The organism is Negativicoccus succinicivorans (genome assembly GCF_018373335.1).
In the GTDB taxonomy this organism is placed as follows: Bacteria; Bacillota; Negativicutes; order Veillonellales; family Negativicoccaceae; genus Negativicoccus; species Negativicoccus succinicivorans_A.
In genome coordinates, this window is record NZ_JAHAHH010000039.1 from 1 (window position 1) to 12,202 (window position 12,202).

At 54.3% G+C, this 12,202-nt stretch carries 13 protein-coding genes and 1 pseudogene; all 14 read right to left on the minus strand.

All coding sequences use genetic code 11. The features are described 5' to 3' along the window. On the minus strand, positions 1-297 hold a 297-nt coding region (locus KH813_RS04055), incomplete at its 3' end, for an LptA/OstA family protein (protein WP_303993551.1). Then, positions 294-839, minus strand: coding sequence for an LPS export ABC transporter periplasmic protein LptC (gene lptC, locus KH813_RS04060; protein ID WP_273260267.1), 546 nt, complete (start codon positions 837-839; stop codon positions 294-296). The genes KH813_RS04055 and lptC, both read right to left, overlap by 4 nt. After that, positions 836-1,753, minus strand: a complete 918-nt coding sequence (locus KH813_RS04065) for a lysophospholipid acyltransferase family protein (protein ID WP_303993558.1) — start codon at positions 1,751-1,753, stop codon at positions 836-838. The genes lptC and KH813_RS04065 overlap by 4 nt, the downstream gene beginning before the upstream one ends. A 19-nt stretch (positions 1,754-1,772) precedes the next feature. Continuing rightward, entirely contained in the window at positions 1,773-2,306 is a 534-nt protein-coding gene (locus KH813_RS04070; RefSeq protein ID WP_303993560.1) for an HAD family hydrolase, read from the minus strand. Continuing rightward, entirely contained in the window at positions 2,306-3,259 is a 954-nt protein-coding gene (locus tag KH813_RS04075) for an SIS domain-containing protein (RefSeq protein ID WP_303993580.1), read from the minus strand. Before KH813_RS04075 ends, KH813_RS04070 begins: the two co-directional genes overlap by 1 nt. 14 nt (positions 3,260-3,273) lie before the next feature. Beyond that, positions 3,274-4,101 carry a 3-deoxy-8-phosphooctulonate synthase gene (gene kdsA, locus KH813_RS04080; protein ID WP_303993562.1) on the minus strand — a complete coding sequence of 276 codons (828 nt, stop codon included), beginning with the start codon at positions 4,099-4,101 and terminating at the stop codon, positions 3,274-3,276. Then, a complete protein-coding gene (gene kdsB / locus KH813_RS04085) occupies positions 4,079-4,831 on the minus strand; it encodes a 3-deoxy-manno-octulosonate cytidylyltransferase (RefSeq protein ID WP_303993583.1) in 753 nt (250 codons plus the stop codon). Before kdsB ends, kdsA begins: the two co-directional genes overlap by 23 nt. Beyond that, positions 4,828-5,946 (minus strand): tetraacyldisaccharide 4'-kinase, encoded by a 1,119-nt coding sequence (gene lpxK, locus KH813_RS04090; protein ID WP_303993565.1) that lies wholly within the window; start codon positions 5,944-5,946, stop codon positions 4,828-4,830. The genes kdsB and lpxK overlap by 4 nt, the downstream gene beginning before the upstream one ends. Continuing rightward, on the minus strand, positions 5,930-7,261 hold the full coding sequence (locus tag KH813_RS04095) for a 3-deoxy-D-manno-octulosonic acid transferase (RefSeq protein WP_303993568.1): 1,332 nt from the start codon (positions 7,259-7,261) through the stop codon (positions 5,930-5,932). The genes lpxK and KH813_RS04095 overlap by 17 nt, the downstream gene beginning before the upstream one ends. Before the next feature lies 1 nt (position 7,262). Continuing rightward, positions 7,263-8,992: pseudogene (gene msbA / locus KH813_RS04100) on the minus strand (lipid A export permease/ATP-binding protein MsbA). Next, positions 8,985-10,124: a lipid-A-disaccharide synthase gene (gene lpxB, locus KH813_RS04105; protein ID WP_303993569.1), complete on the minus strand. Its 1,140-nt coding sequence runs from the start codon at positions 10,122-10,124 to the stop codon at positions 8,985-8,987. Before lpxB ends, msbA begins: the two are co-directional and overlap by 8 nt. Continuing rightward, positions 10,121-10,945 carry an LpxI family protein gene (locus tag KH813_RS04110; RefSeq protein ID WP_303993572.1) on the minus strand — a complete coding sequence of 275 codons (825 nt, stop codon included), beginning with the start codon at positions 10,943-10,945 and terminating at the stop codon, positions 10,121-10,123. Before KH813_RS04110 ends, lpxB begins: the two co-directional genes overlap by 4 nt. Before the next feature lie 236 nt (positions 10,946-11,181). After that, on the minus strand, positions 11,182-11,397 hold the full coding sequence (locus KH813_RS04115) for a hypothetical protein (protein ID WP_303993575.1): 216 nt from the start codon (positions 11,395-11,397) through the stop codon (positions 11,182-11,184). Positions 11,398-11,668: 271 nt separating this feature from the next. Continuing rightward, the gene (locus KH813_RS04120) at positions 11,669-11,860 is read right to left on the minus strand and encodes a hypothetical protein (protein WP_303993578.1); all 192 of its coding nucleotides are present in this window, start codon (positions 11,858-11,860) and stop codon (positions 11,669-11,671) included. Between the last annotated feature and the right edge of the window lie 342 nt (positions 11,861-12,202).

A 12,202-nucleotide genomic window follows, 5' to 3' on the forward strand; every position in this document is an offset into this window, starting at 1 on the left:
CAGCGATTGATCGGCATAGGCCGTCACCGTGGCCGCGGTAAGCGAAGTCGCGCCGTCGACATAGGAAACGCCGCCGGACAGCGTCGCGCTTTGATCGGTAAAATGGTAAAGACCCTCGGCGCCGGTCATTTTCGCCGTGCCGCGAGTAATCACGACATTGCCCGTCGCCCGCGCCGTATCATCATTGCCGTTATACGTCAGCGTATCCGCCGTAATCGTAGTATCGACCGCGCCGACGCTCCATGTCGTCATGACCAAAAGCGCAAGCGCTGCCGTTGTTATCCATCGTTTATTCATTGCGCTTCATCCCCCTTCACGAGTCGCACGTTGCCGCTTACCGTGGCCTGTCGCAACGCGCGATCGGCGACCAGCTCGTCACCGGTGAGCACCATGCCGTTACGTTCAAGACGAATGCCGTCCGTCGCGGTCAGCTTACCGGTGCCGCCGTCATATAAAAGATTATTGACTTTTACATAGGTATCGTTGTCGCTGCGGATTTCGATGCTTCCCATCAGCCGCACCGTTTTTTGCATATTATCGACTTCGCCTTTTTGCGCCTGGACATGAATTTGATGCGGACCGTCGCTGAATAACGCTTCCGCTTCTTCCAGGTACAAGACGCGAGTTTTCGGATTCATCATGATATGCTTGGCGGACAACTTCCAAATCAATTCGCCATTTTCTTCCTGTTGCAGATCCGCTCCTTTGAATTCGACCAGGGCGGTTTCCTGATCCGGAGCAGATTCCGGTCCGACGCCGAAAAAAGCGTACCAAATACCGCCTGCAAACAGCAACAGCGCGCCGATCGCCAACAGCCACCATTTCGGTTGTTTCATCATCGCACCGCCTCGTCCGCTTTTTGATACCGTCGTATTTGCTCCGGCTCCGTCCACCAACGCCGCTGCACCCACAACCATTCCGGCGGATAACGAAGAATAAAATCTTCCATCTCCCGCGTGCAACGCTGCATTAAACGGTCGATATCCGCTCGCTCGTTACCCGTGTCTTCATAGTAAAAGGGTTCGCCGATGTGGATCACATGCCCGCTCAGATCTTCGCGGCGGCGAATAAACAGCGGCACAATAGGCGATTTAAACCGGCGCGCGAACACAGCCGGTCCCTCTACCGCGGACGAAACGCGATTTAAAAACATCACCGGCACGCCGTTGACATCGCCGTCTTTATCCGCTAAAAAGCCGAGAATTTTTTTGCGTTTGATCGCTCTCGCGGCGCCGATGATTTCGGAACCGCCGCTATGGAATACATCCAGTCCCGCCATCGTGCGGAACCGGTTTAAAAGCGCTGTAATCGCGTCATTCGGCTGCCGCTTCGCAATCGTGGTAGTGGGAAATCCCGCCAGCGCAAGACCCGCTCCGAGCCACTCCCAGTTGCCGACATGAGCTGTCAGGCCCACCACCCCGTGCTGCTCCGCAAGCGCGGCATGCAAACGCTCAGGATGGTCAATCGTAATATAACGCTCCAAATGCTCCCGTTCCGCCACGAGTCGCGGCGTATAAAGCACTTCGACCGCCGTCATGCCGAGGTGTTCGAAATGCTGTTGCAATATCGGCTCGGCTTCTTCGCGCGTCAGCGAAAGTCCGGTCATCATTTGGGAAAGCGCGCGATCACGCGGTTTTTTCAAGCGTTGCAAAACGGTCGGGCCCAGCCGACGGCCGATGGCCAAAACACGTTCATAACGCATTCGGCAAAGCATTCGGCTCATCGTATTCAAAAAAGTATACTCCGCGTTCACAGCCATCGTCCCTTCGTTCTTATACCGATTCCTCGCTTGACTGGTTTTTGTAATATTGCACCAGTTCATCCCAACGGCCCTGTGCTTTCAGAACCATTTCAATCCATTCGCGCGCGGCGCCGTCACCACCGTTACGACCGGCGATCCAATCGGCGCCATCCTGTACTTCCAACGCGGCATCGGCCGGCGCCGCCGCGAAGCCGACGCGCGCCAGCACGCCGAGATCATTCAAATCATCGCCCATGTAACCGATCTCTTCCCAGCTCCATCCTTCTTCCTCAATGATTTGGGAAAGTTCGGCCACTTTATTCTGTACGCCTTGCCGACAAAACGTCACTTTCAGCTCTTCCCCGCGATGTTGCGTAATCTTGGAACTGCGGCCCGTGAGCAAAGCGATTTTCAATCCCGCGTACGGCGCCAGCGCCATCGCCAGTCCGTCGCGAACCGAAAACGATTTCGCGAGCTCGCCGTCATTGCCGATCGCAATCGTCGCCGGCGTCAGGGTGCCGTCAACATCAAATACTAAGAGTTTAAGTTTCTTGATATCCGCCATTATACTACCCCTTGTCGTAATAAATCGGTCAGATGCACCATACCGATCGGTTGCGACGCGTCGCCGACCACCGGTAATACGGTAATCGGTCGCGGTTCATGACTCTGCATGACATGCAAGGCCTGCGCCGCCAATTTTTCAGCCGTGATGACGCGCGGACGGCGCGTCATGATGTCCGCCACCGGAACCTGCAATACCTCAGTTCCTTTTTCCAACGCCCGACGAATATCGCCGTCGGTCACCAGACCCACCAATGCGCCCTGCTCATCGACAACCGATGTCGCGCCAAGGCCCTTGGCCGTCATTTCAAAAAGCGCATTTTGCACGGTTGTCGTCAATACCACGACGGGGTTTTGTTCCTCTTTATGCATGATGTCAGCGACCGTCAACAAAAGTTTACGCCCGAGCGATCCGCCCGGATGAAACAGCGCGAACCGATCCGCGGTGAAACCGTGCAGTTCCATCAAGGCGATCGCCAACGCGTCGCCTACCGCCAAAGCGACGGTCGTGCTGGTTGTCGGCGCCAGACCTAACGGACAGGCTTCCTCTTCCACGCTGACATCCAATGTGATATCGGCGCGTTTCCCCAATGTCGACCCGGGATTGCCGACGACGGCAATCAAACGCGCGCCGATTCTGCGCAATGACGGCAAAATGCCGATGATCTCGCCGGTCTCGCCGCTGTTGGAAAACGCAAGCACCACATCGTCTTCCGTTACCATGCCCAAGTCGCCGTGAATCGCCTCCGCCGGATGCAGAAAGAAGGACGGCGTGCCTGTACTGGCCAGCGTCGCGGAAATTTTATGCGCGATATGTCCGGATTTCCCCATGCCGGTGACGACGACGCGACCCGCGGCCTCATTCATCATACGCACCGCCTCGGCGAATGACTCGTCCCACCGTGAAGCCAAGGCTAAAATGCCGGCCGCTTCCGTGCGCAGAACATGTTCCATCGTCGTTTGAATGGTCATTGTATTTCACTCCGTTTGACAATTTCAAAAATCGCTTTAAGATCAGCCAATAACGTTTCCAAGTCGTCCAGGCGCAGCATGTTCGGTCCGTCGGAAAGAGCTTCGTCAGGATTGTCATGCACTTCCATGAAGAAACCGTCCGCGCCCGCCGCGGCCGCCGCCCGCGCGAGATACGGCACGAATTCGCGCTGCCCGCTGGAGTGCGTCCCCGCGCCGCCCGGCAGTTGCACGCTGTGCGTCGCGTCGAAAATCACGGGGTAGCCCCATTGCCGCATGATCGGAAAGCCGCGCATATCCACGACCAGGTTGTGATACCCAAAGCTCGCGCCGCGTTCCGTCAAAAATAAATTTTCATTGCCGGCTTCCTGCATTTTATGCAGCACGTTTTCCATATCTTCCGGCGCCATGAACTGACCCTTTTTGACATTGACCGGCTTACCCGTCTTAGCCGCGCCGTAGACTAAATCCGTCTGTCGCGATAAAAACGCGGGGATTTGTAAAACATCCAAGACCTGCGCCGCCGGCTTCAGTTGTTCCACCGAATGAACATCCGACAGAACCGGTACGCGCAGTTCCTCTTTCAGCCGCGCGAGGATCGCTAAGCCTTTTTCCAATCCGGGGCCGCGAAACGATTGGTACGAGGAACGGTTCGCTTTGTCAAACGACGCCTTGAAAATGTAATCAATGCCCAGTTTGGCGCAAATATCTCGGCAGGTTTCGCCGATTTTTTTGGTACGTTCGTATTCTTCAATGACGCAAGGGCCGGCGATTAAAAACAGCCGACTGCCATCCAATCGTAAATTACCGATCGTTACCGGTTTCATTTTGCTGTCCTCCTTCAAAATAAGCGCGCGCGCGCAGGAGATCTTCCAGTGTATCGATCCCGATTAACTTCTTCGTGGTTTCAATGACGCCGATCCGATACCCGTGTTCCAGCGCCCGCAACTGTTCCAACGACTCCGCCTCTTCGAGCGGCGTCGGCGGCAAGTCCGCAAAGCGCAACAGAAAATCGCGGCGATAGGCGTAAATTCCGATATGTTTGCGCGGCAGATATTTATTTTCATGGCGCGGATACGGAATGAGCGAGCGGGAAAAATAAATCGCTTCCCCTTGTAAATTGGTAACCAGTTTGACGGTATTCGGATTTTGAAAATCCTCTTGCGTCAACGGCGCCGACACCGTCGCCATGGACCATTCCTCGGCCGCGGCCAGGCGTGTCGCCAACTGATCAATCAGCTCCGGCGCGATCAACGGTTCATCGCCCTGTACATTGACGATGATTTCGCAGTCGTCCGACTGCTGCGCCACTTCCGCCAGTCGATCCGTTCCCGTGGCATGATCGCGGCGCGTCAAAACCGCCGTGCCGCCAAATTCTTCGACAACTTTTTGAATCCGCTCGTCGTCCGTCGCGACAATGACCGCGGCGGGCACTTTCGCTTTTTTCGCCTGCTCATAGACACGTTCGATCAGCGGTTTGCCGGCAATATCCAACAGAGGCTTGCCCGGCAAGCGGGTCGAACCGTAACGCGCCGGAATAATACAGGCGGCTTTTATCGACCGGTTTCCCATTCGTCCTCCATGTGTTCCCAAAACGCATCTTCGCCCTCCGTTGCCGCCAGTTCCATCGGCAAGACATACCAGAACGATTCACGAAGCTGCAATGCTTGTAATTTGACCGCGTCTTTTTCACTGACGATAATCCCCTGCGCGCCCGCTTTCGTCGCTGTTTCTTCCGCGTGACGAATATCGTCCTGCGTATACGCGTGGTGATCCGGAAGTCGCAAATGATCATGCGCGACCAAACCCGCGGCCGCCACCGTCGCCTCAAAGGAAGCGGGATTACCGAGCGCGCATAATGTAATGAAACGGCGCGGCAACGTTTCCTGCTCCGTGGTTTCGCCATTTCGCCACTGCGCATAGCGTACTGGCTGCAAGGGGCGGTGCTCCGTCCAAAGCAACGGCACATGCGCGCGAAAATGCGCCAACACGCCCGCTATTTTCTCCCGTTCCGCCTCGGTTACCAGATCGCTTTTAGTGACCACATACGCATCCGCGCGTTCCAAATGATCCAGCGGTTCCCTCAGTAATCCGCGCGGCAACACGCGCCCGTTGCTGAACGGATTGGTGGCATCAATCAATACGATATCGTAATCGCGTTGCAACGCCCAATGTTGAAATCCGTCATCGAGCAAAATGACTGTCGGATGCAGTAATTTTTCGACCTGCGTGCCGATCGCGGCGCGGTTCTTGCCGACCGCCACTATAACTCCCGGCAGAGTCCGCGCCAAAAGGTACGGCTCGTCTCCCGCCTGCTCCGCATTGAGCAGAATCTCGGCGCCGTTACTGACAATCGCGCCGGTATGTTCACTCGCGCCGCGGTAACCGCGGCTTAAAATCGCGACCCGCTCGCCCGCTTTTTGCAAGCGGCGCGCCATGTATTGCACGAACGGCGTTTTACCTGTCCCGCCCGCCACAATATTGCCGACGCTGATGGTATAGGCATGCAAACGATGTTGTTTAATGTGCCCCGCCTCGTACATGGAGGACCAAAAATTAACGCCCCAGGAGTACACTCTCTCCACTCCGCCTAACGCCGTCAACAGCACTCGATCACCGATCGACTTCGGTCCGTTTTTTAAAAGCTCCGTCGCTTTACGCTCTATGCTCACCGTCTTCGGCTCCTTTCCAATACAGCGGCTCGCGTTCGGCTAACGCGCAAAAGGCGTCCACATTGCGCGTTGTGGCGCCTTGATTTTCTTTCACTAATCGTAACGCGGCCGCTCCCATTTGCGCAAGCACCTGCGGCTCGGACAAAAGGCGCAGCAGATCCCGCGTGAGATCTTCGGCGCTCGTCATTCGGCAAGCGCCTTCGCTGTGCAGCAAAGCGAAAATATCTTTGAAATTGAACATATGCGGTCCCACCAAAATGGGTTTGCCGTGCGCCGCCGGTTCCAATATATTATGGCCGCCGACTTTGACGAAACTGCCGCCCACGATCACGATATCCGCCAAACTGTAGATGCGTCCGAGCTCGCCGATGGTATCCAGCACGAGCACGGACACCGGCGCGTCCGTTTCGGCATCGTAAGCCGTACGCCGCGCGCCGACAAAACCGTATTTTTGCACTAATTGCAATACCTTTGCCGCCTCCGGAATCTGTCGCGGCGCCAAGATTAATTTCGCGTCGGGATACTGCCGCCGCACATCGCGAAAACTCGCCAGTAAAATGTCATATTCGCCTTCATGGAATGACCCCGCCACGATCACCGGATGGGCCTCGCCGATACCGAATTCATGACGCAATTCGTCGCGTTCCGCCGGAGTGACTTCGGCATATGTTTGGTCATACTTGGTATTCCCCGTCACCTGCACCCGCGCGGGGTCCGCGCCCATTTCTTCAATGTAGCGGGCATCGGTACGCGATTGCATGCAGAACCAGCGAATTTGCGCCAACATGCGGCGGGTAAAGCCTAAAATCAGGCGATAGCGCTTCATGCTGCGATCGCTGATCCGGCCGTTGACCATCATGACCGGAATCTCCTTTTTTTCCGCCACTTGCAAAAAGTTCGGCCAAAGTTCCGTTTCCACCAAGAGGATCGCTTTCGGTTTCACGATGCTGACGATGCGCTCCGTAATGATCGGTAAATCCACCGGAAAAAAAATATGCGCATCCGCTTCGGGAATAATTCGTTCCGCCATGCGGTGGCCCGTCGCGGTGACGACCGACACGATCACGGTCTCCTCCGGCAGGCGCTGTTTTAATTCACGAACAATGGGGCTGGCCGCCACAATCTCGCCAACGGATGCCGCATGTACCCATATGCCGTGGCAGTTTTGAATGCTCGTCAGTACCGGCTGGGGCATGACGCCCGCGCTCTGCCGTAAGCGGTCATAAAACCCCTCTTCAAAAAGCAGGCGATAGAGCAATACCGGCACCAGCAGCAGCCAATACAGCACCAGACAAATATTGTAAAACCAGTACATACTATTTCTCGTCTCCCTGTAAGCGTAACGTGTAAAGGTTGTAGTACATACCGTGCAGCGCCAGTAAGGATTGATGCGTGCCGCTTTCCACAATGCGGCCGCGATCAATCACTAAAATATGATCGGCGTCCTGAATCGTCGTCAGCCGGTGCGCGATAATAAACGCGGTGCGACCGACCATCAGGCGTTCCAGCGCCGCCTGCACCAGCTGTTCGCTTTCCGTATCCAAAGCGGACGTGGCTTCATCTAAAATAAGAATCCGCGGATCTTTCAAAAGCGCCCGCGCGATCGCGATGCGTTGCCGCTGCCCGCCGGAAAGCACCAGGCCCCGATCGCCGATCGGCGTTTGCAAACCTTGCGGCAGTTGCCGCACAAATTCTTCCGCATTGGCGGCGCGTACCGCCGCCGCCACTTCTTCATCCGTCGCGTCTAAGCGACCGTAGCGTATGTTTTCTTCGATCGTCGTGTTGAAAAGAGCGGTATCCTGCGGCACGATGCCGATCTGCTCACGCAATGACGCCAGCGTCACGTCCCGAACATCATGTCCGTCAATCCTGATCGCGCCGGCCGTCACATCATAAAAGCGCGGAATCAGGTTGGCAATCGTCGATTTCCCCGACCCGCTCGGTCCGACCAACGCGATTTTTTGGCCCGGTTCGGCATGGAAGCTGATACCGGACAGTACTTCTTTAGAGGGTTCGTACCGGAAATGAACCGCGTCAAAAACAACGTCGCCGCGCAGTACGGGAAGCGCGATAGCGTTGTCTTTTCACGAATATCCGGCACTTCGTCCAGCAACGCGAAGACGCGCTCACCGGCCGCCATCGAGCGTTGAATATCGCCGTAAAGCGCGCTTAAGCGCCGTACCGGATTGGCTAAATTAATGGCGTAAATCAAAAACGCGATCAGTTCACCGGCGGTCAGTTCCCCGTCGATGACGCTCCAACCGCCGTACCAAATAATCGCGGTGACGGCAATTGCCGCGATAAATTCGACCACCGGGGAAAGCTGGCTCGACTGCCGCGCCGCTTTCATCGCCGCGCCGAAACTCGCCTGATTGATCTGACGGAAACGGGCGATTTCATAATCTTCACGGAAAAACGATTTAACGACGCGAATACCGCCGATCGTTTCCTGTAAATGCGAAGTCACATCGGCAACGCGTTCCTGCATCATATGACCGCTTTTTTTCAGTTTTCGACCGAAATATTTGATGGTGATGCTGACCAGCGGAACGATAATGATGCAAAGCAATGTCAGCCGCCAATGTAAAATCACCATGCCGACCAGCGAGCCGATCAGGATAACGCTTTCTTTGACAATATTGACAAAATCATTGACAATCGCGTTCTGCAACGCGCCGATATCATTCGTCAGGCGGCTCATCAAACTGCCGGTTTTGCGCGCATCAAAGAAACGCAGTGATAAACGTTGCACCCGCGCGTAGACTTCATTGCGGATATCAATGATCACGCGGTTCGCGATGTAACTCATCAGGTAGCCTTGTAAATAGGAAAACACGCCGCGCAGGAAAAAGAGCACCAAGATCCCGAACGCGATCCAATTCAATGCCACCAAGTTTTTCGCGGCCAGTACGTCGTCAATGATATTGCGAATGATCCACGGCACGGCAAGCATGGTAAGCGCTCCCAAAATCATGGCGATGATGGCCGCTACCCCGCGCCGCCAGTACGGCACTACGTAATGTAATAAACGTGCGTAATCAGTCATTATTTTCCTCAGCGATTCGTATGATAAGATCGGCGACACGCCCGACAGCGCCGGGCGCGCCCAATTTTTCCCGCACCATGGCTAAATCGTCCCGCAGACGACGAGACGCTTCCTCATCCCGCCACCATGACGCCACCGCGCGCGCCAAGTTTTCGGCCGTGACATCCTGCTGTAAAAATTCCGGGATCACTTCCCGCCCGGCCACAATATTCGGCAAACCGATATGCGGCGTTTGCAAAACCCGACGACCGAGCCAGTACGTCAGCGGCGCCACTTTATAACAAAGCACGGTCGGCAAACCGAGCAGCGCGGTTTCCAAAGTCACTGTTCCGGAAGCGGCCAATGCGGCATCGCATACCGTCATCAAATCATGCAGATGCGACGTCGTCATTTGAATATCCAATTCGGTCTCGGCCAAAAGCGGCGCAAGCTCCGCCTCGGAAATCGTGCTCGCGCGCGGCAAGCAACATTGGAGCGGAAATTCTTTCGCCAAAAGCTCCGCGGCGGCAAGCATAGTCGGCAGCAAACTTTGCACCTCCTGCCGACGACTCCCCGGCAACAGCAACAGTTGCTTTTTGGCGGGGTCCATTTGAAAATGGACGCGGGTTTCATCCTGCGACCATTCCGGTCGCACCAAATCCACCAGCGGATGCCCCACAAACTCCACGCGGGCGCCGTCTTCCCGATACAACGGCACATCCATCGGAAAAATGGAAGCTACCGCCGCCGTATCCCGCGCAATCGCTTTGCCCCGCGACCGATGCCAAGCCCAAATCGTCGGAGCGATATAGTAGACCACCGGAATCCCGAGCTCTTTTTTGACGGCTTGCGCAAGCTTCATATTAAAGCCCGGATAATCCACGCAGACGACCACATCCGGCTGCTGGCGGCGAATGGCTGCCACCAGTTCCGAACGCAACCGAAAGAAAAACGGTAATTTGCGAATAATTTCCGCAATCCCGATCACCCCCAGGTCCGCGATATCATGCACGACCGTCACGCCGGCGGCGCGCATTTCCGCGCCGCCCATCCCCTGCATTTCAAGCTGAGGAACGCGCTCTTTGAGCGCGCGGGCGACGGCGGCCGCATGCCAATCTCCGGAGGCCTCACCGGCCGAAAAAAATACTTTCATCGTGACAACGACTCCGCGGAAACAGCGCAGATCGCCACGCCTTTTTGATCGGCGAGCGCGATGACTTCTTCCTGCTCCACAAATAAAGTGCGTTGCGCCTCAATCGCAAGCACCGCGCCCTTATGTTCCAAGAGCGAGCGCAATGTCGTCAAGCCGATCGCGGGCACGTCAAAACGCACGTCCTGTTGCGGTTTCGCTGTTTTAACGACCACCGCGCCCTGACGCGCCAATGCGCAACCTCTTATAATGCAGGCATCCGTGCCTTCGATCGCCTCAATCGCCATCGCGGCTTGGCGCGCGACGACAACCGTCTGACCGATATCGAGCGCCCCGATCTGTTTGGCCAACGCGAAACCGAAGCGGATATCATCCCACTCCGCCGCGGTCGGCTGCCGTTTCGTGAACACTTGCGGCGGCGGCATCAACGGCGTGAGGTAGCGCGTCTGATCCAAAACGGTGACGCCGATGTCCGCCAATTCGTCGACCAATGCCAGCATAATCGTATCATCTTTACGATCCCGTACCCGCCGCAAAAATTGCAGCGCGCGCCAATCCGGAATGCCTAAATTGCCATATAAAATTTCTTTGGTGACTTTGCCGAGCATCGTCGCCTCGGTCACTCCTTCCCGTTGCAGCGTTTTCAGTATCGAACCCAGTTTCGTGATTTTAATCTGATAAAACTGATCCGACTCTTGCGCCAACTCCGGTTCTACCGCATCGACGACGGCAATCGTCACGACACGCTCCCCCAAGCGCTTCGCCTCGCGCAAAAACGTCACCGGCAATTTGCCGATCCCTGCCAACAAACCGACTGTCGCCATAAACTCCCCCTTTTAACTTAGTTTATTTTATCACATTTGGCCCGGCAATATGTGATTGTTGCGACAATACGGGTCATCCGTCGCGAATCTTCAGAAAACTTTCATCCGCGCAGGCAGTTTCCCGTGACGCACGAGCCATATGAGCGTTACCCACTTCATGCGTCGCTAAATTTGAGCAATAAAAAACCGCCTCAGCGTTTCGCTTTAGCGGTTTTTATTTACGTACATTCAACTTACTATTCATCTCGTATATACTCAAAGCATTCGGGATCGCCAGTCATGCGTATCTTATCACCTTTAACTAAAATTGTGTGCGGCAACCCTATATATGAGACTTCTCCTACTTTCATGATCGGCTCATATACATTGTATCCGTTTTTATTAAAAAGAAATTCAGCTGTTTCATATCCTTCCTTTTTTGCAAACGCTATTGCTCGATCCAATTCAGTCAATCGTACGTCCCCTTTCAACCTTATCATCATCTGCCCAATTATATTAAAATTAATATCTAAACCATCTTTTTATTTTCGATGATATCATTTTGCTTCTATATCATTTTCTTCGTCTTTTATCTGCTCTATAGGCTCTACACATTTTCTTTTCTACTCTTTATAAGTTATATCCAACACGTCGATGCTCTTGCCCGTATCCGGCTCGCTCGCTATCCTTCGCTGCCATTTAGCCGACAAATAAAAACGCCCGCGGTATCTGCGTCGGCGGCTTTTATTGACAACCCGCAAAAGTTCCCTTTTTAAGTTCCCTAAGAATAATATCTTCGCCGAGCTCTTTTAAGCGGGCCTCAGCCCTCTCTTCTTCGTTTCCAAATTTCAGATCTGCAATACAAATAGCAATTAAGCGCCGCACCTCGTCCTCGTTTCTTTTGTCTTTTATCCAGCCGTCCGGAATATAACACATTATTTACCACCAACCCTCCGCAGTGCACACGCCAACTTGTTACCTAAAACCATAGTAAACAAGTTGTTTTTATTATCTCTGATATATTTATCATACTGCGCATAATAATCCCTTGACAAGCGCATGCGATCATCTTGTTCTAAATAAAGCTTTTCATTCATTCTCAAGTTCTTCATATGCAAATGCCATTTTCGTTTATTCCGTTCATAGCATCTTGTCAATTTGCGTAAGAAAAACCGCCTCGGCGTTTGCCTTAGCGGTCTTATTCTTTTTTGAAATCCCTAGGATCGTAATCATATGACCGTTTATCGTTTTTAACATGCTCCGCTACAATAGCCTTTT

Bases quoted from the DNA above. Each gene is read 5' to 3' on its own strand.
- lptC (WP_273260267.1), bottom strand. From the start codon at position 839: ATGATGAAACAACCGAAATGGTGGCTGTTGGCGATCGGCGCGCTGTTG.
- KH813_RS04070 (WP_303993560.1), bottom strand. From the start codon at position 2,306: ATGGCGGATATCAAGAAACTTAAACTCTTAGTATTTGATGTTGACGGC.
- KH813_RS04075 (WP_303993580.1), bottom strand. From the start codon at position 3,259: ATGGAACATGTTCTGCGCACGGAAGCGGCCGGCATTTTAGCCTTGGCT.
- kdsA (WP_303993562.1), bottom strand. From the start codon at position 4,101: ATGAAACCGGTAACGATCGGTAATTTACGATTGGATGGCAGTCGGCTG.
- KH813_RS04095 (WP_303993568.1), bottom strand. From the start codon at position 7,261: ATGTACTGGTTTTACAATATTTGTCTGGTGCTGTATTGGCTGCTGCTG.
- lpxB (WP_303993569.1), bottom strand. From the start codon at position 10,124: ATGAAAGTATTTTTTTCGGCCGGTGAGGCCTCCGGAGATTGGCATGCG.
- KH813_RS04110 (WP_303993572.1), bottom strand. From the start codon at position 10,945: ATGGCGACAGTCGGTTTGTTGGCAGGGATCGGCAAATTGCCGGTGACG.
- KH813_RS04120 (WP_303993578.1), bottom strand. From the start codon at position 11,860: ATGTGTTATATTCCGGACGGCTGGATAAAAGACAAAAGAAACGAGGAC.